Annotated in this window: 19 protein-coding genes and 1 pseudogene; 17 read left to right on the top strand and 3 right to left on the bottom strand. The window is 59.3% G+C overall.

The genetic code is table 11. From position 1 onward, the window contains the following. Positions 1 to 57: 57 nt before the first annotated feature. Complete coding sequence (locus CKW19_RS26920; protein ID WP_007971093.1) at positions 58 to 330, top strand: TfoX/Sxy family protein; 273 nt, start codon at positions 58 to 60, stop codon at positions 328 to 330. Positions 331 to 706: 376 nt separating this feature from the next. Then, positions 707 to 1,024, top strand: a complete 318-nt coding sequence (locus CKW19_RS26915; RefSeq protein WP_095061390.1) for a Rieske (2Fe-2S) protein — start codon at positions 707 to 709, stop codon at positions 1,022 to 1,024. Here the strand turns inward: CKW19_RS26915 and sfsA are convergent. Both sfsA and CKW19_RS26905 read right to left on the bottom strand, forming a co-directional pair. After that, complete coding sequence (sfsA, locus tag CKW19_RS26910) at positions 1,021 to 1,734, bottom strand: DNA/RNA nuclease SfsA (RefSeq protein WP_095061388.1); 714 nt, start codon at positions 1,732 to 1,734, stop codon at positions 1,021 to 1,023. The genes CKW19_RS26915 and sfsA overlap by 4 nt on opposite strands. Further along, a complete protein-coding gene (locus tag CKW19_RS26905; protein ID WP_095061386.1) occupies positions 1,734 to 2,906 on the bottom strand; it encodes a pyridoxal phosphate-dependent aminotransferase in 1,173 nt (390 codons plus the stop codon). Before CKW19_RS26905 ends, sfsA begins: the two co-directional genes overlap by 1 nt. Positions 2,907 to 3,240: 334 nt before the next feature. Here CKW19_RS26905 and dksA point away from each other — a divergent pair, with 334 nt between their 5' ends. The 15 genes from dksA to CKW19_RS26825 all read left to right on the top strand — a co-directional run bounded on the left by dksA (position 3,241) and on the right by CKW19_RS26825 (position 23,864). Then, positions 3,241 to 3,681, top strand: coding sequence for an RNA polymerase-binding protein DksA (gene dksA / locus CKW19_RS26900; protein WP_053162448.1), 441 nt, complete (start codon positions 3,241 to 3,243; stop codon positions 3,679 to 3,681). Positions 3,682 to 3,923: 242 nt separating this feature from the next. Next, on the top strand, positions 3,924 to 4,820 hold the full coding sequence (gluQRS, locus tag CKW19_RS26895) for a tRNA glutamyl-Q(34) synthetase GluQRS (RefSeq protein WP_095061384.1): 897 nt from the start codon (positions 3,924 to 3,926) through the stop codon (positions 4,818 to 4,820). Between the two features lie 77 nt (positions 4,821 to 4,897). Beyond that, positions 4,898 to 5,074 (top strand): hypothetical protein, encoded by a 177-nt coding sequence (locus CKW19_RS26890; RefSeq protein ID WP_003176118.1) that lies wholly within the window; start codon positions 4,898 to 4,900, stop codon positions 5,072 to 5,074. After that, positions 5,058 to 8,012, top strand: a complete 2,955-nt coding sequence (locus CKW19_RS26885) for a sensor histidine kinase (RefSeq protein WP_177408858.1) — start codon at positions 5,058 to 5,060, stop codon at positions 8,010 to 8,012. The genes CKW19_RS26890 and CKW19_RS26885 overlap by 17 nt, the downstream gene beginning before the upstream one ends. Positions 8,013 to 8,034: 22 nt before the next feature. Continuing rightward, positions 8,035 to 9,474 carry a sigma-54 dependent transcriptional regulator gene (locus CKW19_RS26880; protein ID WP_095061380.1) on the top strand — a complete coding sequence of 480 codons (1,440 nt, stop codon included), beginning with the start codon at positions 8,035 to 8,037 and terminating at the stop codon, positions 9,472 to 9,474. An 806-nt stretch (positions 9,475 to 10,280) separates the two neighbouring features. Continuing rightward, on the top strand, positions 10,281 to 11,681 hold the full coding sequence (locus tag CKW19_RS26870) for a polynucleotide adenylyltransferase PcnB (RefSeq protein WP_177408857.1): 1,401 nt from the start codon (positions 10,281 to 10,283) through the stop codon (positions 11,679 to 11,681). A 3-nt stretch (positions 11,682 to 11,684) separates the two neighbouring features. Then, on the top strand, positions 11,685 to 12,170 hold the full coding sequence (gene folK, locus CKW19_RS26865) for a 2-amino-4-hydroxy-6-hydroxymethyldihydropteridine diphosphokinase (RefSeq protein ID WP_095061374.1): 486 nt from the start codon (positions 11,685 to 11,687) through the stop codon (positions 12,168 to 12,170). Positions 12,171 to 12,522: 352 nt separating this feature from the next. Continuing rightward, positions 12,523 to 13,323, top strand: a complete 801-nt coding sequence (gene panB, locus CKW19_RS26860) for a 3-methyl-2-oxobutanoate hydroxymethyltransferase (RefSeq protein WP_095061372.1) — start codon at positions 12,523 to 12,525, stop codon at positions 13,321 to 13,323. Then, positions 13,320 to 14,180 carry a pantoate--beta-alanine ligase gene (panC, locus tag CKW19_RS26855; RefSeq protein ID WP_095061370.1) on the top strand — a complete coding sequence of 287 codons (861 nt, stop codon included), beginning with the start codon at positions 13,320 to 13,322 and terminating at the stop codon, positions 14,178 to 14,180. Before panB ends, panC begins: the two co-directional genes overlap by 4 nt. Positions 14,181 to 14,301: 121 nt before the next feature. Then, positions 14,302 to 14,682, top strand: a complete 381-nt coding sequence (panD, locus tag CKW19_RS26850; RefSeq protein ID WP_008153310.1) for an aspartate 1-decarboxylase — start codon at positions 14,302 to 14,304, stop codon at positions 14,680 to 14,682. Positions 14,683 to 14,906: 224 nt separating this feature from the next. Continuing rightward, entirely contained in the window at positions 14,907 to 16,571 is a 1,665-nt protein-coding gene (pgi, locus tag CKW19_RS26845; protein ID WP_095061368.1) for a glucose-6-phosphate isomerase, read from the top strand. Positions 16,572 to 16,772: 201 nt separating this feature from the next. Further along, a complete protein-coding gene (acs, locus tag CKW19_RS26840; protein WP_095061366.1) occupies positions 16,773 to 18,710 on the top strand; it encodes an acetate--CoA ligase in 1,938 nt (645 codons plus the stop codon). A 121-nt stretch (positions 18,711 to 18,831) separates the two neighbouring features. Next, the gene (locus CKW19_RS26835; protein WP_095061364.1) at positions 18,832 to 19,704 is read left to right on the top strand and encodes an oxygenase MpaB family protein; all 873 of its coding nucleotides are present in this window, start codon (positions 18,832 to 18,834) and stop codon (positions 19,702 to 19,704) included. A gap of 98 nt (positions 19,705 to 19,802) precedes the next feature. Beyond that, entirely contained in the window at positions 19,803 to 20,819 is a 1,017-nt protein-coding gene (locus tag CKW19_RS26830) for a class I SAM-dependent rRNA methyltransferase (protein ID WP_095061362.1), read from the top strand. A 60-nt stretch (positions 20,820 to 20,879) separates the two neighbouring features. Beyond that, the gene (locus CKW19_RS26825; protein ID WP_095061360.1) at positions 20,880 to 23,864 is read left to right on the top strand and encodes a DUF748 domain-containing protein; all 2,985 of its coding nucleotides are present in this window, start codon (positions 20,880 to 20,882) and stop codon (positions 23,862 to 23,864) included. Between the two features lie 26 nt (positions 23,865 to 23,890). Here CKW19_RS26825 and CKW19_RS29295 read toward each other — a convergent pair. Further along, positions 23,891 to 24,010, bottom strand: a pseudogene (locus CKW19_RS29295) (IS110 family transposase); the annotation flags it as partial.

Raw genomic sequence — 24,010 nt, 5'->3', positions numbered from 1 at the left:
GCTACACTCCTCAAATGCTTGCCCACGATCTGCATTCGGCCATCGCAAGGAGGCTTGATGAATGATGAACTGCAACACCTGAAGAACCTTGGCAAGACGTCGGCACAGTGGCTGCACGCCGTAGGCATCCACAGTGCCTCGGACTTGCGTCGCCTGGGGGCGGTGGACGCTTATCGGGCCGTGCGTACGCGCGGATTTCGGGCGTCCAAGGTGTTGCTGTATGCAATAGAAGGCGCCCTGATGGACGTGCACTGGAATGACATTCCTGCCGAACGCAAAGAGGCCCTGAATAAACAGCTGGAAGCCATCTCGTCGCGTCACAAGAATTGAGCGAGGAGCGCTGGCTTACAGATCAAGCAAATCAATTCACTGAAAACGACAGATCAAAATCCAATGATTTCATAGACTTGCCGAAAGTCTGCGACATGGAGCAGGCAAATAGGAAATCAGCTGTTGACTTGGTAATGAGAATCGATATGATTATCACAACTGGTCGCGAGACTGGTCGATATTCTGCAAAGCCCTTGGTTCGGACTCTCAGATTATCTCCTCATCAGGCTAATCACGGTTATTTGACCCGGCTCTTGCCGGGTCTTTTTTTGTCTGCACAAAAGTGCCGGAGATCGTGAACCCGTCCTTGGATAATTGTTAGTATTCGAACAATCAGCCGCGACATATTCGGCGCGTTGCGGAACAGAGGATTGAGATGAAGTTGCTTTGCGCGGGTGCCGAGTTGATCAATGACAGCAGTCGAGGTTTCGAACTCGAGGGAGAGAAACTGTTTGCCGTGCGCCGGGGCGGGCAGGTTTATGTCTACTTTAATCGTTGCCCGCACCGTGGCGTCTCACTCGAGTGGCACCCCGATCAGTTTCTCGACAACAGCCAAAGCCTGATCCAGTGCGCGACCCACGGCGCACTGTTCTTGATCGAGGATGGCGAATGCATTGCCGGTCCGTGCGAGGGACGATCGCTGAAGAACATCCCCTGCCGCGAGGACGAACAGGGAATCTGGGTCAGCCTTTAATCGCCGAGTAACACGTCCAGGCGTCGATCAACGACCATTTCCTCATGACTCAAGCGCACGCCATAAGCCAACACTTCCACGCCGCAAGCCACCGCCTCGCGCAGTGCAGCGGCATACGCTGAATCGATCTCGACGGCAGGCCGCACCGACTCGATGCCAGTCAGGCACACACAATACAACTGCACTGCACGAATGCCGTCCCGGGCTAAATGGGCCAACTCCCGCAGGTGCTTGGCCCCGCGCAGGGTCACCGCATCGGGAAACGCCGCCACCGCCGTCCCGTCGAAGCCCAGCGTTACGCTTTTGACTTCGACATAGGCCGGCCCTTCGGGATAGTCGAGGCGAAAATCGATGCGGCTGTTTTCCTGACCGTATGCGACTTCACGCTTTAACCCGGTAAAGCCATTGAGCTCGCCGATCACGCCTGCCCGCAGCGCTTCTTCGATCAATCCATTGGCCCGCGCGGTGTTCACACAGAACAACCGCCCTTGCGGGGTTTCGCCGACTTCCCAGGTGCCAGGCAGTTTGCGCTTGGGATCGTTGGAACGACTGAACCAGACCTGCCCGCCCTCGACCTGGCAATTGAGCATCGATCCGGTGTTCGGACAGTGAATGGTCAGCAACTCGCCGCTAACGGTTTCGATATCAGCGAGAAAACGCTTGTATCGACGAATCAGTCGACCTTCTTCCAGTGGAGGATGAAAACGCATCAGCCTTGCCAGCTCCGCAAGCCGCGAGCGATACGCTCGACCGCCTCCTGCAGGCGCTGAAGATTTTGCGTGTAGGCAAAACGCACATGATGACCGGCCTGATACCGCCCGAAATCCAGTCCAGGAGTAAACGCCACATGTTCGGTTTCGAGAAAATGCTTACAGAACGCGAAGGCATCGCCGCCGAATTTGCTGATATCGGCGTACAAATAGAACGCCCCTTCCGGCTCTACCGCAATGCCAAAACCTAACTCGCGCAAAGCGGGAAGCAAGAAATCCCGACGTCGACCGAACTCTGCGCGGCGCTCTTCGAGGATGCTGATTGTTGCCGGCTCGAAACAGGCCAGCGCAGCATACTGAGCCATGCTCGGCGCACTTATGTAGAGGTTCTGCGCGAGTTTTTCCAATTCACCAACCGCGGCATCGGGCGCCACCAGCCAACCCAGACGCCAACCGGTCATTCCGAAATACTTCGAAAAACTGTTCAGCACAAAGGCGTCATTGTCGACTTCCAGTACGCTGGCAGCATCGGTGCCGTAAGTCAGCCCATGATAGATCTCGTCCACGACCAGATGGCCGTGGCGTTCCTTGATCGAACGAGACAGCCCGGCCAACTCATCCCGGGTCAGGATCGTCCCTGTCGGGTTAGCCGGAGACGCCACCAGCGCGCCAACGCTGTCGTGATCCCAGTAACGCTGGACCAGGTCCGGCGTCAGTTGATAGCGCACGTCGGGACCTACCGGAACCAACTGTGCGGCGCCCTCAACCAGTCGCAGGAAATGTCGGTTGCACGGGTAACCGGGGTCCGCCAACAACCAGTGTTTGCCCGGATCCACCAGCAAAGCACTGGCCAGCAACAACGCACCAGAACCACCGGGCGTGATGAGGATGCGTCGTGGATCGATGCTCAAGCCATAGCGCTGCTGATAAAAGCCTGAAATCGCCTCACGCAACTCGGGAATGCCACGGGCAGCGGTGTAGCGGGTGCGGCCCGATGCCAGCGCAGCCTGGCCGGCCTGAATGATCGGTTCGGCTGTGGTGAAGTCCGGCTCGCCGATTTCCAGATGGATCACATCGTGGCCGGCCGCCTGCAATTCATTGGCCCGCGCCAGCAGCGCCATCACATGGAAAGGTTCGATCGCACGACTGCGGGCACTGTAGGACTGAGCCATGGGCCTTCCTTCAACAGGGAAAAAAATCGATTCTACCCAAGCGCAGGAACGAGCGAGAGCCTAAAGCGGTCAGAGGCCTTATGACCCCGGCCGCAAACGACTCAAACGCGCGCCCCAGGTTTGACTAAAATCAATAATTGAGCAGCGTTCCAGAGCCACCAGACAGCGCTTTATCAGCATTTGAAAGCGCAACGGGCCGCAGCCTCGACATCCGGGAGTAGCGCGGTCTGATTTGATCTGGTAAGTTCGCCCGCTTGCAGCCGCAGGGCCGGCAGGTGTCGGTGATGGAGCAATCCTGCGCAGATGGATTACAAGAGTAGAGGCGGTCTATTTCATGTCCACCCAAGCAAAGCAGCAAAATCAGTCGATCAGCGGCTTCGAACCCTACAAAGAAGTGAAGGGCGAGGAATACATGGGCAAGCCCATGCGCGCGCACTTCACCAAAGTCCTGAACAAGTGGAAACAGGACTTGATGCAGGAAGTCGACCGTACGGTTGATCACATGAAGGACGAAGCAGCCAACTTCCCGGACCCGGCAGACCGTGCCAGCCAGGAAGAAGAGTTCGCCCTCGAACTGCGAGCCCGCGATCGTGAGCGCAAGTTGATCAAAAAGATCGACAAAACGCTGCAATTGATCGAGGACGAAGAGTACGGCTGGTGCGAATCCTGCGGCGTCGAAATTGGCGTCAAGCGCCTGGAAGCCCGCCCTACTGCCGACATGTGTGTCGACTGCAAGACCCTGGCGGAAATCAAGGAAAAGCAAGTCGGCAAATAATTGCGGCTTGAACGAAAAACGGAGCGTGCGAACGCTCCGTTTTTGTTTCTGATATTTGCTGATGCCCGTTGCGATTAAAATCGCCATCACTGTAGGAGCGAGCTTGCTCCGGGCGGCGTTCCGACGATGAACCTGAGATCGCCGAGTAGCAACAGGCTCCCAGCGTTATCGTTGACGACCTTCGCGAGCAAGCTCGCGCCTACAGGAATCTGACGACCGCCTGGAAAAGTAACGTTGCCTTCATGACCGCCATCACCAGACCTGACTACATCGGACGTTTCGCGCCCACACCCAGTGGCCATCTGCACTTCGGCTCACTGGTCGCCGCGCTGGCGTCCTACCTCGATGCCCGCTCGGTAGGCGGGCGCTGGCTGATGCGCATGGAAGATCTCGATCCGCCCCGTGAGGAACCCGGCGCGCAAGTGGCGATCCTCAAGGCGCTGGAGAGTTACGGGTTTGAATGGGATGGCGAGCTGATTCGCCAAAGCGACCGTCACGATGCCTACGCCGAAGTGCTCAATCGCCTGTTCAATCATGGCCTGGCCTACGCCTGCACCTGTTCGCGCAAGCAGCTGGAGCCTTATCACGGGATTTATCCAGGGCTGTGCCGCAACGCCGGTCACGGCACGGAAGACGCCGCCATACGCTTGCGCGTCCCGGAGCTTGAGTATCACTTCGTTGATCGAGTGCAAGGGGAATACCGCCAGCATCTGGGCCGGGAAGTCGGCGATTTTGTGATTCGCCGCCGCGACGGGCTCTACGCCTATCAACTGGCTGTAGTGCTGGACGATGCCTGGCAAGGCATCACCGACATTGTCCGTGGCGCCGACTTGCTCGACTCCACACCGCGTCAGCTCTACCTGCAAGAACTGCTTGGCCTGCCACAACCGCGCTACTTGCACATTCCGCTGATAACCCAGCCCGATGGCAACAAACTCGGCAAGTCTTATCGTTCGCCGCCGCTGACCGAAGATCAGGCAATACCTTTATTGCTGCGGGCCCTTCGCGCATTGGGGCAGAATCCGGGCAACGAACTGATTTTCGCCACGCCACGCGAGGTGCTCGACTGGGGCATCGCCCACTGGGATGCATCACTGATCCCGCGCACACTGAGCCTGCCCGAGGCTCAACTGCTGTGATCGCACTTGCAGTGGCGCGCCCATCCGTTACCATCGCCGCACGTTTTCGGGCACGCGCATAAAAAAGAGAGGCCGGGATGTACATTTATCGCTTGGTCCTGCTTTTGGTAGTGGGGATTTACCTGTTTTCCCCGGCCATCATGGATTGGTGGATCGACGCCACTGGCGCCTGGTATCGCCCTTATCTGCTCTGGCTGATTCTGATCGTCGTGACCTTCATCCTGCAGAGCCAAAAAGATGCCGATGAGCTTTAGCCTGACCCAGATGATCCTGATCAGTGCCGCCTACCTGGCGGTGCTGTTCGGCGTGGCCTGGATCAGCGAACGGGGCATGATCCCCCGGGCGATCATTCGCCACCCGCTGACTTACACCCTGTCGCTGGGGGTCTACGCCAGTGCCTGGGCGTTTTACGGCACGGTGGGCCTGGCCTATCAGTATGGCTACGGTTTCCTGTCCAGCTACCTCGGGGTGTCCGGGGCATTTCTGCTGGCCCCGGTGTTGCTGTACCCCATCCTGAAAATCACCCGCACTTATCAGCTATCCTCTCTGGCGGACCTGTTTGCCTTCCGCTTTCGCAGCACCTGGGCCGGTGCGCTGACCACTATTTTCATGCTGGTCGGCGTATTGCCGCTGTTGGCGTTGCAGATCCAGGCGGTGGCCGACTCCATCGGCATCCTCACCCGCGAGCCCGTGCAGCACCGCGTGGCGCTGAGCTTCTGTGCGCTGATCACGCTGTTCACGATTTTCTTCGGCTCCCGGCACATCGCCACCCGCGAGAAACACGAAGGACTGGTGTTCGCGATTGCCTTCGAATCGGTGATCAAGCTGATCGCCCTTGGTGGCATTGGGCTCTACGCGCTGTACGGCGTATTCGACGGGCCTCAACAGCTTGAGCTGTGGCTGCTGCAAAACCAGACCGCCCTCGCCGCCCTGCACACGCCTTTGCAGGAAGGCCCATGGCGCACATTGCTGCTGGTGTTCTTCGCCTCGGCGATTGTGATGCCGCACATGTATCACATGACGTTCACCGAAAACCTCAATCCGCGCTCGCTGGTCAGCGCAAGTTGGGGTCTGCCGCTGTTCCTGCTGCTGATGAGCCTGGCAGTGCCGCTGATTCTCTGGGCGGGACTGAAACTCGGCGCCACCACCAACCCGGAATACTTCACGCTGGGCATCGGCATCGCCGCCAACAGCAAGGCCCTGGCATTGCTGGCTTATGTCGGTGGTCTGTCCGCCGCCAGCGGCCTGATCATCGTCACCACACTGGCACTGTCGGGGATGGCGCTGAACCACCTGGTATTGCCGCTCTATCAACCGCCCGCCGAAGGCAATATCTACCGCTGGCTGAAGTGGACCCGCCGGGCATTGATCGTCGCGATCATCATGGCCGGTTACGGTTTCTACCTGATGCTGGGTGCGGAACAAGACCTGGCCAACCTCGGCATCGTCGCGTTCGTTGCGACGTTGCAGTTCCTGCCCGGCGTGCTGTCAGTCCTGTACTGGCCGACCGCCAACCGTCGCGGCTTCATCGCCGGTTTGCTGGCGGGAATCCTGGTGTGGCTGGTCACCATGCTGCTACCGCTGGTCGGCAACCTGCAGGGTTTCTATATACCGCTGCTGAACATGATTTACGTGCTGGATGACACCAGTTGGCACATGGCGGCGATTGCTTCCCTGGCCGCCAACGTATTGATGTTCACCCTGATTTCGCTGTTCACCAATGCCAGCACCGAAGAGGCCAGCGCTGCCGAAGCCTGTGCCGTGGACAACGTGCACCGGCCGCAGCGACGTGAATTGCATGCGGCCTCCCCACAGGAATTCGCGACGCAATTGGCCAAACCCTTGGGCGCCAAAGCCGCGCAGAAGGAAGTCGAGCAGGCGCTGCGCGATCTTTATCTGCCCTTCGACGAACGCCGACCGTATGCATTGCGCCGCTTGCGCGACCGCATCGAAGCCAACCTCTCCGGCCTGATGGGACCGAGCGTTGCCCAGGACATGGTCGAGACCTTCCTGCCTTACAAGGCCGGTGGCGAAAACTATGTCACCGAAGACATCCACTTTATCGAAAGCCGCCTCGAGGACTACCACTCGCGCCTGACCGGCCTGGCCGCCGAACTCGATGCCCTGCGCCGTTATCACCGTCAGACCTTGCAGGAACTGCCGATGGGCGTCTGCTCGCTGGCCAAGGACCAGGAAATCCTGATGTGGAACAAAGCCATGGAAGAGCTGACGGGGATCGCCGCGCAACGCGTGGTCGGATCGCGCCTGAGCACCATCGCCGATCCGTGGAAGGAATTGCTGCTGGGCTTCATCAACCTGCCGGACGAACACCTGCACAAACAACACCTGACACTCGACGGCCAGACTCGTTGGCTGAACCTGCACAAAGCGGCCATCGACGAACCGCTCGCGCCGGGTAACAGCGGCCTGGTGTTGTTGGTGGAAGACCTGACCGAAACCCAGATGCTCGAAGACAAGCTGGTGCACTCCGAGCGCCTGGCCAGCATTGGCCGACTGGCGGCCGGCGTAGCCCATGAAATCGGCAACCCGATCACCGGCATCGCCTGCCTGGCGCAGAACCTGCGCGAAGAGCGCGAGGATGATGGCGAGCTGAAAGAAATCAGCGGGCAGATCCTTGAGCAGACCAAACGCGTGTCGCGCATCGTTCAATCGCTGATGAGCTTCGCCCATGCCGGCAGCCATCAACACAGCGACGAGCCCGTCTGTCTGGCCGAAGTGGCCCAGGATGCCATCGGCTTGCTGGCCCTGAACCGGCGCAATTTTGAAGTGCAGTTCTATAACCTGTGCGATCCGGATCACTGGGTCGAAGGCGACCCGCAGCGGCTGGCACAGGTATTGATCAATCTGCTCTCAAACGCCCGCGACGCTTCGCCTCCCGGCAGCGCGGTGCGAGTCAAAAGCGAAGCCGGCGAACACACGGTCGATCTGATCGTGGAAGACGAAGGCAGTGGTATTCCGTCGAGCATCATGGACCGATTGTTCGAACCCTTCTTCACTACCAAGGATCCTGGCGAAGGCACCGGTCTGGGCCTTGCACTGGTCTATTCCATCGTTGAAGAGCATTATGGACAAATCACCATCGACAGCCCGGCTGATGTACACAGCCAACGCGGCACCCGTATCCGGGTGACTTTACCGCGTCATGTCGAAGCGACGTCCGCTGTGAACTGAGACCGTCGAGAGTATCGAATCAATGCCGCACATTTTGATCGTCGAAGACGAAACCATTATCCGCTCCGCCTTGCGCCGCCTGCTGGAACGTAACCAGTACCAGGTCAGCGAAGCCGGTTCAGTGCAGGAAGCACAAGAACGCTTCACCATTCCCTCGTTCGACCTGATCGTCAGTGACCTGCGTCTGCCGGGCGCACCCGGCACGGAGCTGATCAAGCTTGCCCAGGGCACGCCGGTGCTGATCATGACCAGCTATGCCAGCCTGCGCTCGGCGGTCGATTCGATGAAAATGGGTGCGGTGGACTACATTGCCAAGCCGTTCGATCACGATGAAATGCTGCAAGCTGCTGCGCGAATCCTGCGCGACCGGCAATCGGCACAGACCGGGGCTGAGCCAGTGGCCGGCAAGGCCGTCAATGGCGCGGCGAAATCCGGAGCCGACAACAGCAACGGCGAAATCGGCATCATCGGTTCCTGTCCACCCATGCAGGACCTCTACGGCAAGATCCGCAAAGTCGCACCGACCGACTCAAACGTCCTGATCCAGGGCGAGTCCGGCACCGGTAAAGAGCTGGTGGCGCGCGCCCTGCACAACCTCTCCAAACGTGCCAAGGCACCGATGATTTCGGTGAACTGCGCGGCCATTCCGGAAAGCCTGATCGAGTCCGAACTGTTCGGCCACGAAAAAGGCGCATTCACCGGCGCCAGCGCCGGGCGTGCGGGTCTGGTGGAAGCAGCGGACGGCGGCACCTTGTTCCTCGATGAAATCGGCGAATTGCCACTGGAAGCCCAGGCGCGTCTGTTGCGCGTATTGCAGGAAGGCGAAATCCGCCGGGTCGGCTCGGTCCAGTCGCAAAAGGTCGATGTACGCCTGATTGCCGCGACTCACCGCGACCTCAAGAGCCTGGCGAAGATCGGCCAGTTCCGTGAAGACTTGTATTACCGCCTCCACGTAATAGCCCTGAAACTGCCGGCCCTGCGCGAGCGTGGTGCAGACGTCAACGAAATCGCCACTGCGTTCCTGGCGCGACAGAGTGCACGGATCAACCGCACGGACCTGAAGTTCGCCGCCGATGCCGAGCAAGCGATTCGTCACTACTCCTGGCCGGGTAACGTCCGCGAACTGGAAAATGCCGTCGAACGCGCCGTCATCCTGTGCGAGAGCCCGGAGATTTCCGCCGAGCTGCTGGGTATCGACATCGAACTGGGCGATCTGGAAGACGACGATTTCATCGGCCTGCCCCCGCAACAGGGTAACGGCAGCTCCAGTAACACCAACCACGAGCCAACCGAAGACTTGTCCCTGGAGGACTACTTCCAGCATTTCGTGCTCGAACATCAGGACCACATGACCGAAACCGAGCTGGCACGCAAACTCGGCGTCAGTCGCAAATGCCTGTGGGAGCGCCGTCAGCGCCTGGGCATACCGCGCCGCAAGACCGGGGTGACCAGCGAAAGCTGAACCGCACCTGTCTCATGTGCGGGTAACACAGGATTGTGTGAAAAAACTGTTACCTCAGCTTTTTCACGTAACAGAAGCCGGGGCTTACGGTAACGAAGCCCCGGCTTTTTTTCGCCTACCAAAACCCCGCCAACCGACCTAACCCCTTGTTTTACTGGGTTTCGCAAAAGTTGGCACGCACCCTGCTATATGTTTGGTACAAGAACAATAACAAGCAATGCACAAGACAATAAAAATAAGACGTATCGACTCACGCACAATAAAAACAAGACGGCGAGAGGCGCAGCTAACTGATTCTTTTGGAGAGGCGTTGTATTTGGGGCTAGCCCCACGACCAGGCTGAGAACAACAAAAAACTGTCCTAAGACAGAGCCTGTACTGGTTGGATCGAAAGATCACTGCAATTCAGCGACCAAAGCAATCCGTTTGCTCTTGGCTCCCGATTGGGAGGGCCATGAAGGAAAAGCTTCATGGCGTGGGCACTTAACAAAAACAAAAAGCCCGAAACCAAAAATAAAAATAGAGCATGCAACTACTTCTTGGGGAGCTTCGGCTCCCCTTGTGGTTTCTGCGATTCAAAGAAATCACCCAGCCCCCTGCAGGAGCGAGCATGCTCGCGAAAACTCATAGGCGCCGCTGGGCATCTGATTCCCCGCGTAATCGTTGACAACCATCGCGCGCATGCCCGCTCCTACAGGGTCATAACGCGTCGTCCTACACCATCCCCCGACTAAATGCTAGAATCCCCGCCCATCATGCGGTCATTCTTCTGGTATGGCCGAACATTCCTTCAAACAGTGCATCCCATGCTGAAGAAGCTGTTCCAGTCATTCCGTTCTCCAAAGCGTCATACGCAACACATTCGCAGTACGCCTGAAGTCCTCAACAGCGGCCAACACTCGCTGCAAAAGGCACAATTCAGCCGTTATGCGGTGAATATCGTCGAACGCCTGCAGAGCGCCGGATACCAGGCTTACCTGGTCGGCGGTTGCGTGCGCGACATGCTGCTGGGCATCACGCCGAAAGATTTCGACGTTGCCACCAGCGCCACCCCTGAACAGGTACGGGCCGAATTCCGCAATGCGCGGATCATCGGTCGCCGATTCAAGCTGGTGCATATTCACTTCGGCCGCGAAATCATCGAAGTCGCGACCTTCCGCGCCAATCACCCGCAAAACGACGAAGAGGAAGACAGCAACCAGTCTTCCCGCAACGAGAGCGGGCGCATTTTGCGCGATAACGTCTACGGCACGCTGGAAGAAGACGCGCAACGTCGCGACTTCACCATCAACGCCCTGTATTACGATCCGGTCAGTGAGCGCATCCTCGACTACGCCAACGGCGTACACGACATCCGCAATCACTTGATCCGCCTGATCGGCGATCCGAAGCAGCGCTACCAGGAAGACCCGGTGCGGATGCTGCGGGCCGTGCGCTTCGCCGCCAAACTGAATTTCGGCATCGAGAAACACAGCGCCCAGCCCATCCGTGATCTGGCGCCGATGCTGCGCGAAATCCCGTCGGCCCGTCTGTTCGAGGAAGTGCTCAAACTGTTCCTCTCCGGCCATGCCGCCGATACGTTTGAAATGCTGGTCGACCTGCAACTGTTCGACCCGCTGTTCCCGGCCAGTGCCGAGGCGTTGGAGTACAACCCGACGTACACGCACACCTTGATCAGCGAAGCCCTGACAAACACCGACCTGCGGATCAAGCAGAACAAACCGGTGACGCCTGCGTTCCTGTTTGCTGCCCTGCTCTGGCCTGCCCTGCCGGCACGCGTTCTGCGTCTGCAAGAACGGGGCATGCCACCGATTCCGGCGATGCAGGAAGCGGCGCACGAGTTGATTGCTGAGCAGTGCCAGCGGATCGCGATTCCAAAACGCTTCACCATGCCGATCCGCGAGATCTGGGACATGCAGGAACGCCTGCCGCGCCGCAGTGGCAAGCGTGCCGATCTGTTGCTGGACAACCCGCGTTTCCGCGCCGGTTACGACTTCCTGCTGCTACGCGAAAGCGCAGGCGAGCAGACCGAGGGCCTGGGCGAATGGTGGACCGACTATCAGGACGCCAATGAAAGCGAACGTCGCGACATGATCCGCGACCTCAGCGGCAAGGAAGACGGCACCGGGGCACCGCGCAAGCGCCGCCGCAGCGGTGGCTCCAAACGCAAACGCGCCGCTGGCGCTTCGAGCACCACGGGCGAGTAATCGATGGAACGCATTTACATCGGCATGGGCAGCAACCTCGCTGACCCCGCCGAACAGTTGCGCAGTGCCATCGATGCACTGGCGCAGTTGCCCCAGACTGAACTGGTCGGGGTTTCTGCGTTTTACCAAAGCGATTCGCTGCTGCCCGGCCAACCGCGTTACACCAACGCGGTCGCCGCGCTCGACAGCACCTTGGCGCCGCTGGCCCTGCTGGATGCCTTGCAGTCCATCGAAAACGAACAGGGCCGCGAACGCCTTGAACGCTGGGGCCCACGCACGCTGGACCTCGACATTGTGCTGTTCGGTGATCGTTTGATTGACGAGCCGCGCCTCAAAGTCCCGCACTACCATATGCAGGAACGGGCTTTCGTTCTGTATCCGCTGGCCGAGCTGGCACCTGCGGATCTGCGCCTGGCCGATGGCCGAACCTTGGCCGAACTGCTCAAGGCATGCCCGTTCGTCGGTCTGGAACGCCTCCCCCAGAATTGACCAAAATCCCCTGTGGGAGCGAGCTGGCGCGCGAAGCGGTGTATCCATCAACAAAAATGTTGAATGCGATGCCCCCTTCGCGAGCAAGCCCGCTTCCACGCTGGTCGCAGCTTCGACTGCTGAATCGCATCAGTTACCCCGGTAACACCCCACCCGTAACAATGCGGTAACACACGCAATTGACTTCCCTCGTTCTCCTCACGACTATAGGCGTCCCGCTGCCGTCAACACGGCTTTAAAGGGCGCAATCCAGGCCTTAAAAGCACGACAAAAGAACGTGCGCCTGTGTTTACCGAAGAATCACGCGCGTTACTCGCAGTAGTTTTCACAGCGCCTGAATGAGGAACTTTTCATGCCAGCCATCACCCTGACCACCCTGCAAGGTCTGAAGCAAAAAGGTGAGAAAATCACCATGCTGACCTGCTACGACGCAACCTTCGCCAACGCCTGCAATCAGGCGGGTGTCGAAGTGCTGCTGGTGGGCGACTCCCTCGGCATGGTTCTGCAGGGTCACGACAGCACCCTGCCCGTCACCACCGCGGAAATGGCTTACCACGTGGCCTGCGTCAAACGCGGTAACAGCGATGCCTTGATCCTCGCCGACCTGCCGTTCATGGCCTACGCCACCACCGAACAAGCCATGACCAACAGCGCCCTGTTGATGCAGGCTGGCGCGCACATGGTCAAGGTCGAAGGTGCTTTGTGGCTGGCCGACTCGATCCGCCTGCTGGCCGAACGTGGCATCCCGGTGTGCGCGCACATGGGCCTGACACCGCAATCGGTGAACATCCTCGGTGGGTACAAGGTTCAGGGCCGCAATGAAAACCAGGCGCGGCAGATGCGTGCAGACGCCATTTCCCTGGAACAGGCCGGCGCGGCAATGCTGCTGCTCGAATGCGTGCCCAGCGAACTGGCGGAAGAAATTACCCAAGCGGTGAGTATTCCCGTGATCGGGATCGGTGCCGGCAATCGCACTGACGGTCAGGTTCTGGTCCTGCACGACATGCTGGGTCTGTCCATTACCGGGCGCGTGCCAAAATTCGTGAAGAACTTCATGACTGGCCAAAGCACCATCGATGCGGCTTTGCGCGCCTATGTGACTGAAGTCAAATCAGCGACCTTCCCAGGTATCGAACACGGATTCTCTGCATGAACACCGTAAAAACCGTACGCGAACTGCGGGCCGCTGTGGCCCGCGCCCGCAACGAAGGCAAGCGCATCGGCTTCGTGCCGACCATGGGCAACCTGCACAGCGGTCACGTCGCATTGATTACCAAAGCCACCCAACGGGTGGATTTCGTGGTCGCGAGCATTTTCGTCAACCCGCTGCAGTTCGGTGCAGGCGAAGACCTCGACAAGTACCCGCGCACCCTCGCCGCCGATCAGGAAAAACTGCTTGAAGCCGGTTGCGACCTGTTGTTCGCACCCACCGTGGAAGAGATGTACCCCGACGGCATGGCCGGCCAGACCCGCGTCAGCGTCCCGCAATTGTCCGAAGGGTTGTGCGGTGCTAGCCGTCCCGGTCATTTCGAAGGTGTGGCGACGGTGGTCAGCAAGCTCTTCAACATGGTCCAGCCGGACCTGGCGATTTTCGGTCAGAAGGACTTCCAGCAACTGGCGGTGATTCGCGCGCTGGCGCATGACTTGAACATGCCAATTCAGATTATCGGCGAGCCGACCGTGCGTGCGGCTGATGGCCTGGCGCTGTCGTCGCGCAACGGGTTCCTGAGCGAAAAACAGCGGGCCGTGGCGCCGGTGGTTTATCGCACATTGAACGCGATTGCCGAGTCGATCAAACAGGGTGAGCGGGATTTCCCGGCGCTGATCAACACCCAGATCAAACAGCTCGAAGCGGCCGGCCTGCGTCCCGACTACCTGGAAGTTCGCCATGCCCTGACCTTGCGTCCGGCAACAGCGCAAGACCGCGATCTGGTGATTCTGGTGGCGGCGTTCCTCGGTACGACGCGGTTGATCGACAACCTGCACCTGAATCTCGACGCGCCAGCTTAAACACCGCAATCCCCTGTGGGAGCGAGCCGGCTCGCTCCCACCATTGGATCTGCGCCTGTTTCACATTTTATTGCCCCCACCAACCCTTCGGGCCATTTGCCCGCCGACCTGGGAAACACTCATGCACGCCATCATGCTCAAAGCCAAGCTGCATCGCGCTGAAGTCACTCACGCTGTCCTTGATTACGAAGGTTCCTGCGCCATCGACGGCGAATGGCTGGACCTGTCCGGTATACGTGAGTACGAGCAAATCCAGATCTACAACATCGACAACGGCGAGCGTTTCACCACCTACGCCATTCGCGGTGAAGAAGGTTCGCGCATGATCTCGGTCAACGGCGCCGCTGCACACAAAGCCAAGGTCGGCGATCGCGTGATCATCTGCGCTTACGCTCATTACAGCGAAGCCGAACTGCTCAACTTCAAGCCGCGCATGCTCTACATGGCGCCGGGCAACGAGTTGAGCCACACCAGCAATGCCATTCCAGTCCAAGTTGCCTGAACCGAGCCGAGCCTGCTCCGTTTGTCGGACCATTCCTAACTTCGATGTTAAAAAAGTACCGAAAACGGGTCAGACAAAGTCAAGACATATCATGGCGCGGGGGTTACTGTATCCGCCCTGCGCCATGAAATCGTGTCGACGCAGTTGACCGGGACGCCCACCGACAGCGTTCCGGGACTTTTAGTGTTCAAAAGGCCGTTCAAGTAAAAAGGAAACCCGCAGCGATGGCGTATTACCGCACCCCTCACGACGTGACCGCTCTGCCTGCCTGGCAAGCGTTGAAAGACCACCGCCAAGCCATGCAGGATTTCAGCATGCGGGAGGCCTTCAATGCCGACCCGCAGCGTTTCACTCAATTCACGCTCAGCAGCTGCGGACTGTTTCTCGACTATTCGAAGAACCTGATCAACGCCGAGACCCGCAACCTGCTGGTGGGCCTGGCCAACGAAGTCGACCTCAAGGGCGCGATCAAAGCGCTGTTCGACGGCGAAATCGTCAACTCCTCGGAAGGCCGCCCGGCCCTGCACACCGCCCTGCGCCGTCCTGTTGGCGACAAGCTGTCGGTCAACGGCGTCAACGTGATGCCTGAAGTGCACAAGGTGCTGAACCAGATCACCGACCTCGTCGGCCGGATCCATGACGGCCTGTGGCGCGGTTACACCGAGAAGCCGATCACCGACGTGGTGAACATCGGCATCGGTGGTTCCTTCCTCGGCCCGGAGCTGGTCTCCGAAGCGCTGTTGTCCTACGCCCAGAAAGGCGTGCGTTGCCACTATCTGGCGAACATCGACGGCAGCGAATTCCACGAACTGGCCATGAAGCTGCGTGCCGAGACCACGCTGTTCATCGTTTCGTCGAAATCCTTCAACACCCTCGAAACCCTGAAGAATGCCCAGGCCGCTCGCGCCTGGTATCTGGCCCAGGGTGGTTCGGAAGCCGAGCTGTACCGCCACTTCATCGCGGTATCGAGCAACAACGCCGCCGCCGTGGCGTTCGGCATCCGCGAAGAAAACATCTTCCCGATGTGGGACTGGGTCGGCGGGCGTTATTCGCTGTGGTCGGCCATCGGTTTGCCGATTGCCCTGGCCATCGGCATGTCGAACTTCAAAGAACTGCTGTCCGGTGCCTACACCATGGACCAGCACTTCCAGACCGCGCCATTCGAACAGAACATGCCGGTGCTGCTGGCCTTGCTCGGCGTGTGGTACGGCAACTTCTGGGGTGCGCAAAGCCATGCGATCCTGCCGTACGACCACTACTTGCGCAACATCACCAAGCACTTGCAACAGCTGGACATGGAATCCAACGGCAAGAGCGTGCGTCAGGATGGCACCCCGGTGTCCACTGACACCGGCCCGGTCATCTGGGGCGGCGTCGGCTGCAATGGTCAACACGCCTATCACCAGTTGCTGCACCAGGGCACCCAGCTGATCCCGGCCGACTTCATCGTGCCGATTGTCAGCTTCAACCCGGTGTCCGACCACCACCAATGGCTGTACGCCAACTGCCTGTCGCAGAGCCAGGCGCTGATGCTCGGCAAGACCCTTGCCGAAGCCGAAACCGAGCTGCGCGACAAAGGCTTGAGCGAAGACGAAGTACAAAAACTCGCGGCGCACAAGGTGATCCCGGGCAACCGTCCGAGCAACACCCTGGTGGTCGAACGCATCAGCCCTCGTCGCCTCGGCGCGCTGGTGGCGATGTACGAGCATAAAGTCTTCGTGCAGAGCGTGATCTGGGGCATCAACGCCTTCGACCAGTGGGGCGTGGAGCTGGGCAAAGAGCTGGGCAAAGGCGTCTACAACCGTCTGGTCGGCAGCGAAGAAACTCCGGCCGATGATGCCTCGACACAAGGCCTGATCAACTACTTCCGCGGTCGTCACCGCGGGTGATTTGATGGCTCGGCAGTAATGCACTCCTCTGTAGGAGCTGGCTTGCCAGCGAAGACGGTGTGTCAGTCCAATAAATATTGACTGAACCACCGCTTTCGCTAGCAAGCCAGCTCCTACGAGGGTCGCACAGCTCCCCTCTTGAACCCATTGACCTCTCGGCGCATCTTTATCTTTGTCGCAAAACAAAAATAAGGAACCGTCATGTTCGATATCAGCACGTTCCCCAAAGCCGATGCCGTCCGCCGGGCTGCACAATTGAGTCAAGACGACTACCACCGCCTCTACCGCGAATCTATCGAACACCCCAGCACCTTTTGGGCCGAACAGGCCACGCGCTTTCTCGACTGGAGCGCGCCATGGGATACCGTCCAGCGCTACAACCTGAAAACCGGCGAAGCCAGCTGGTTTGCCGGGGCGAAGCTGAACGTCAGCTACAACTGCATCGACCGCCATCTGCCAAAACGCGGCGATCAGATCGCGATCATCTGGGAAGGCGACGACCCTGCCGACTCCCGCTCGATCACCTACAAAACATTGCATGAAAACGTCTGCCGCCTGGCCAATGTGCTGAAAAGCCGTGGTGTGAAGAAAGGCGATCGCGTGTGCATCTACCTGCCGATGATCCCGGAAGCGGCTTACGCCATGCTCGCCTGCACCCGCATCGGCGCGGTGCACTCGGTCGTGTTTGGGGGCTTCTCGCCCGACTCCGTGCGCGACCGCATTCTCGACGCCGACTGCCAGACCGTCATCACCGCCGACGCTGGCGTACGGGGCGGAAAACCCGTACCACTCAAAGAGAAAGTCGACAAGGCGCTGCAAAGTTGCCCTAACGTCAGCACTGTCATCGTCGTCGAGCACAGCCAGAGTGAAGTGAACTGGATCGAAGGCCGTGACATCCGCTATCACCAGGCCCTGCGCGACGTCAGCGCCGATTGCCCGCCTGAGCCGATGGACGCCGAGGACCCGCTGTTCATCCTCTACACCTCGGGCAGCACCGGTAAACCCAAAGGCGTGTTGCACACCACCGGCGGATACCTGTTGCAAGCGGCGATGACTTTCAAATACGTGCTGGACTACCGCGACGGCGAGGTCTTCTGGTGCACCGCCGATGTCGGCTGGGTCACGGGGCACAGCTACATCGTCTACGGCCCGCTGGCCAACGGCGCCACTACGCTGATCTTTGAAGGCGTGCCGAGTTACCCGAGCACGTCACGCTTCTGGCAGGTGATCGACAAGCACAAGGTGAACATTTTCTACACCGCCCCGACCGCTTTGCGCTCCCTGATGAGAGAGGGCCCGGAGCCATTGAAGCAAACGTCACGCGCCAGCGTCAGGCTGCTCGGTACCGTCGGCGAGCCGATCAATCCAGAAGCGTGGGAATGGTATTTCCATGCGGTCGGCGAAGAGCGTTGCCCGATTGTCGATACCTGGTGGCAGACCGAAACCGGCGGCATCATGCTCAGCCCGTTGGTCAGCGCGCAACGGATCAAACCGGGTTGCGCCACACAACCGATGTTCGGCGTACAACCGGTGTTGCTCGACGAACAGGGCAAGGAAATCAAAGGCGCCGGCAGCGGCGTGCTGGCGATCAAATCCAGCTGGCCCGCGCAAATCCGCAGCGTCTACGGTGACCCGCAGCGCATGGTCGATACCTACTTCAAGCCCTACCCCGGTTACTACTTCACTGGCGATGGCGCGCGGCGCGATGAAGATGGCGACTACTGGATCACCGGGCGCATCGACGATGTGATCAACGTGTCCGGCCACCGCATCGGCACCGCCGAAGTGGAAAGCGCCCTGGTGTTGCACGAGAGCATCGCCGAGGCCGCTGCGGTCGGCTATCCCCACGACATCAAGGGTCAGGGCATCTATGCCTTCGTCACGCCCATGAACGGCGTCGAAACCAATGATGAACTGAAGAAAGAACTGCTGGCTCTGGTCAGCAATGAAATCGGCAGCTTCGCCAAACCGGATTTGATCCAATGGGCGCCAGCCTTGCCGAAAACCCGCTCAGGCAAGATCATGCGGCGTATCCTGCGCAAGATTGCCTGCAATGAACTCGACAGCCTGGGCGACACCTCGACCCTGGCCGATCCAAGCGTGGTGCAAGGCCTGATCGATAAACGCCTGAATCAATGACGTGCTGCCTTCTGCAGGAGCGAGTTCACTCGCGAGGGACTAAAGCGCACCGCGTATATTCAGGAAGCACGCGTTATCGTTAACGTCCATCGCGAGCATGCTCGCTCCTGCAGGTTCATTTATGGAATTCATCCGCACCCGCATCGAAACCCAGATCATGAGCCTGACCGGTTTGTCCCTCGGCCAGCTCGATCTGGAAAACCCCAAGGGCGATCCCGGCCTGTTCGGACCAGATTCGGTGAGCTGGCAAGTTCACGGCGACTTCAGCAGCATGCTGATCGGCGGCATCAGCGCCTTGATGCTGCAAGCCTTGCATCCGTTGGCGCTGGCCGGGGTCTGGGACCATTCGAATTTTCGCGAAGACATGCTCGGTCGCCTGCGCCGCACCGGGCAATTCATCTCCGGCACGACCTTTGGCTCGCGCCAGGACGCCGACTGGTTGATCGAGAAAGTCCGCACCATTCACTTGCAAGTGACCGGCACGGCGCCGGATGGGCGCCCTTATGCGGCCAGCGATCCTGACCTGTTGACCTGGGTGCACGTGGCCGAGGTCAGTAACTTTCTAGCCGCACACCTGCGCTATCGCAATCCGCATTTGTCCCTCGCGGATCAGGATCGTTATTACGCAGAAATCGCGCTGGTTGCAGAACGCTTGGGTGCCCGGAATGTGCCGCGGTCGCGGCAGGAAATATCCGAATACCTTGAGCGCATTCGCCCGCAACTGCTGTGCGACGAACGCAGTCGCGAAGTGCTGCGTCTGCTGTTGAACGCCCCCTCCCCCAGCCGCTTGGCCAAGCCTTTCGGCGGATTGATGATGCAGGCCGGGATCGACCTGCTGCCGGACTGGGCCAGTGACATGCTCGGCGTCAGCCAGAACCCTTTGCAACGCAAATTGATCCGCGCCAGCGTCAATCGCAGTGTGCCGATGTTGCGTTGGGCGGTGCGTAATGGGTCAGTCCATCGTGCTAAACGGCGGATGGGGTTGTTGACCTGAACACAGCACTTTGGCTGTGATCACTCTGTGGCAAGCCCCTCATCCCAGCCCCACAGTGTTAAACTCCCGCGCCCAAATCCTCCTGCAAGGCGCCCAGCATGTCTTCCTTGAATCAGGCGCTGCGCGCCGCCCTCGATCATCGCCAGGACCTGCTTGCCGAACTGCATCAGCAGGGCACCGACTGCTATCGCCTGTTTCACGGCAGCCAGGAAGGCGCCGGCGGTCTGACCATCGACCGCTACGGCCCGCAACTGCTGGTGCAGAGCTTCCACCAGCCGCTGGAGCGCGAGGCGCTGCTGCAACTGCACGAGGCGATCAATCAGCACCTGGGCCTCGACTTGCTGTTGGTCTACAACGACCGTTCCCGTGGCAACTCACGCATCGACCGCGAAGACATCGTCTATCGTGCCGACGATGCCGCCCTGCAAGACCTGATCGGTCACGAGTGGGGCCTCAACTATCGGGTTCGCGGGCGCCATGCCGGTCAGGATCCGCTGCTGTTCCTCGACCTGCGCAACACCCGCGGCTGGGTCAAGGATCACAGTAAAAACAAAAGTGTGTTGAACCTGTTTGCCTACACCTGCGGTGTCGGTCTCAGCGCGGCGGCCGGTGGCGCCCGCGAGGTGTGCAACCTGGACTTCGCCGAAGGCAATCTGGCGGTCGGCCGGGAAAACGGTCTGCTGAACCCGCAATTGCCCACCATGGAATTCATCCAGTCCGACTATTTTCCGGCGATTCGCCAATTGGCCGGACTGCCGATCAGCCAGCGTCGCGGGCAAAAACTGCCGACCTATCAACGCCTGGAACAACGCCAGTACGATCTGGTTTTGCTCGACCCGCCCGCTTGGGCCAAGAGCGCGTTCGGTACTGTCGACTTGCTGCGCGACTATCAGAGCCTGCTGAAACCGGCACTGTTGAGCACTGCCGACAACGGCGTGCTGATCTGCTGCAACAACCTGGCAAAGGTCAGCATGGACGATTGGCGCGAGCAGGTCCTGCGCTGCGCAGAGAAAGCCGGGCGGCCCGTTCGGGAGTGGACGGTGATGAAACCGGGCGGTGATTTCCCGTCGATGGATCAGCAGCCACCGCTGAAAACCCTGATTCTTCAGCTGTGATGGCTGTGGGATAAATCTGAAGTTTCCTGAACTTGGCAATTGCTTTGGAACCGGATTCGCATGCCATACTCCAAGGCACTCCGATTCAGACAGATGAAGCCACACATGCCCAAAGGATTGATTCGCGCCATCGGCGCCTTGTTGACTGCTCTGGCCCTCTACAGCTTGCTGGGCTTTCTGATTTTGCCGGGTGTTGCGTTACGCATTGCCAATCAGCAACTGGCCAACTATGCCAACACGCCCGCCACCCTCCAGCGGATCGAGCTCAATCCGTTCAGCCTTGAGCTGACTCTCTGGGGCTTGAACATCGGTGAACCGGGCAAGGAGCAGGTCGGTTTCGAACGCCTGTACGCCAACCTGCAGATCGACAGCCTCTGGACCAAAGCGCTGCACCTGTCCGATGTCGAACTGGACAAAGCCAAGACAGAAATCCTGTTCGCCAAGGACGGCAAGCTCAATCTGCTCGGTTTGTTCAAGGTGCCTGCGAGTGAGCCGACGCCCGCCGACCCGGATGCCAAGCCGTTTCCGCTGCGCATCGAACGAATCAAATTCGCCGGTGGTGCCGTGCATTTCGAAGATGCCCGTCCCAGCGAACCCATCGAATTCCTCTACGACACACTCGATTTCGAGTTGAAAAACCTCAGCACCCTGCCCGAAGACAGCGCCGACATGACCTTGATGGCCATCGGCCCCAACGGCGGACAGATCGACTGGACCGGCAACTTCAGCCTGATCCCGCTCGCCTCCGAAGGTAAGCTGAAAATCACCGATGGCAAGATGAAAGCCTTCTGGCCCTACGTGCGCGATGCCGTGCCCCTGGACCTCGAAAGCGGCATTCTCAGCATCAGCACCGACTACAAACTCAACCTGTCCAAGGAAACCGAGCTGTTGCTGAGCAATGTCTCGGCCACCATTGCCCCTTTCGCCATCAAGGCCCCGGACGGTCGTCCGCTGGTGAAGCTAGAGCGTCTGGATATCAGTGAAACCACCGTGGACCTGGCAAAGCAGCAAGTGGTGGTCGGCAAGATCCGCAGCAACAAGCTGGAGACCTGGGCTGCACTGGAGTCCGACGGTCAGCTCGACTGGCAGAAACTCTTCGCCAGCCAGCCCTCCAAAGCGGCCGCCAAGGCCGACGCCGAACCGGCTACCGCGCCAGCCGCCGCCGACTCACCAGCCCCTGAATCGGCTGCCCCGGACAAGCCTTGGCAAGTGCTGCTCAAGGACGTGCAACTGCGCGATTACAAAGTGCATCTGGCGGACCGCAAGGCGCAACCCGCCGTGGAGCTGGAACTGGCGCCGCTGAACATCGACCTCGAAGGTTTTGACAGCCTCAATGGCTCGCCTTTCAAGCTCAGGCTCGATACCGGCGTCGGCAAGCAAGGCAAAATCATGGCCGACGGCGAGGTCAACCTCGCTCCGGTCAGTGCCAAACTCAATGTGCAAACCAAGGACATCGACCTGCGTGTCGCCCAGTCCTACATCAATCCATTCATTCGCCTCGAATTGCGCAGCGGCATGCTCGGCAGCAATCTGGCGGTCAACCTCAAGAGCACCGAACCGCAGGCCTTGAGCGTCACCGGCCGTGCCCAGATCGATCAGTTGCATACCCTGGACACCCTGAAAACCCGCGACTTCCTCAAGTGGCAGCAAGTGGTGGTCGAGGGCCTGAATTATCAGCACGGCGACAGTCTGTCGATCGACAAGATCAACCTGCTGCAGCCTTACGCGCGTTTCATGATCAACGATGACCGCACCACCAACATCGATGATTTGTTGATCCCCCAACCGGCCGACTCGGGCACCAAGGCGACCGCCGCCAAACCCGCCAGCAAAGAAAAACCGCTGGGCATCCACATCGGCGGCATTGCCATCAACGACGGCTCGGCCAACTTTGCCGACTTCAGCCTGACACCGAACTTTGCCACCGCCATCCAGCAGCTCAACGGGCAAATTGGCACCATCGACAGTCGCCAGGCAAAACCGGCCAGTGTGGACATCAAAGGCAAGGTCGATCGCTATGCGCCGGTGACCATCAAGGGCGCGGTCAACCCGTTCGACCCGATGGCCAGCCTCGACATCGCGACCAGTTTCAAACGCGTGGAATTGACCACGCTGACGCCTTACTCGGGCAAGTTCGCCGGTTACCGTATCCGCAAGGGTCGACTCAATCTTGACCTGCATTACCTGATCACCAACGGCCAGCTCAAGGCTGAGAACAAAGTGGTGGTCGAGCAACTGCAACTGGGTGAAAAAGTCGACAGCCCGGATGCCGTCAGCCTGCCATTGAAGTTGGCCATCGCCTTGCTCAAGGACGTCGACGGCAAGATTTCCATCGAGTTGCCCGTCACCGGCGACCTGAACAATCCACAGTTCAGCGTTATGCCGATTGTCTGGCAAACCCTGCGCAACCTGATCGTCAAAGCAGCGGCAGCGCCCTTCAAAATGATCGGCGGATTGGTCAATGGTGGTGGTTCAGAGGATCTGGGTACTGTCTCGTTCGCACCGGGCACAAGCGACCTGAGCAAGGATGCTGAAGGCGCCCTGGACAAGCTGGCCAGCGCGCTCAAAGAGCGTCCGGCCCTGCGCCTGGAAATCGAGGGCACTGCGGCCAAGAGCAGCGATGGCCCATTGATCGCCGAGCAACGTCTGGAACGGGAATACCAGTACAACTACTACAAAATGCTCCAGCGCCGTGGCGACAAGGTTCCCGCGCAGGCGTCATTGCTGAAAGTACCGGACAGTGAAAAAGGCCCGCTTCTGGAAGGCATCTTCCGCACCCGCCTGAAGATCCAGCCGTTGCCGGAGTGGAAGGATCTGGGCAAGGAAGAACGCACAGCAAAAATGCGAGCCGAAGTGATCAAGTTCTGGAGTTCGAGCGATGTGCTGTTGCGTCAACTGGGCCAGGAACGTGCCAGCAGCATCAAGGATTATCTGGTCGACAAGGGCAAACTGGAAGATGACCGGGTGTACTTCATCGATGCCAATCTGGGCGAGGCCGAAAGTGACGGCCGGGTGATTACACCGATGCATCTCGACGCGGAGTGAGACCCCCAACATAAATGTGGGAGATTCTATGTTTGGGGGGAACCCCCAAACATAGAAATAGGCTTGTATTCACTTTGGTTTTTCATCAAGGCAAACAGTACCCGAGCCAGTTTTCTGGCAAGTATCACCAGCGCCTCGGTCCCTTT

Source organism: Pseudomonas sp. Irchel s3f7 (genome assembly GCF_900187615.1).
Lineage (GTDB): Bacteria > Pseudomonadota > Gammaproteobacteria > Pseudomonadales > Pseudomonadaceae > Aquipseudomonas.
The sequence above is the reverse complement of the archived record's forward strand: the minus strand, read 5'-3'. Positions and strand labels throughout refer to the sequence as shown.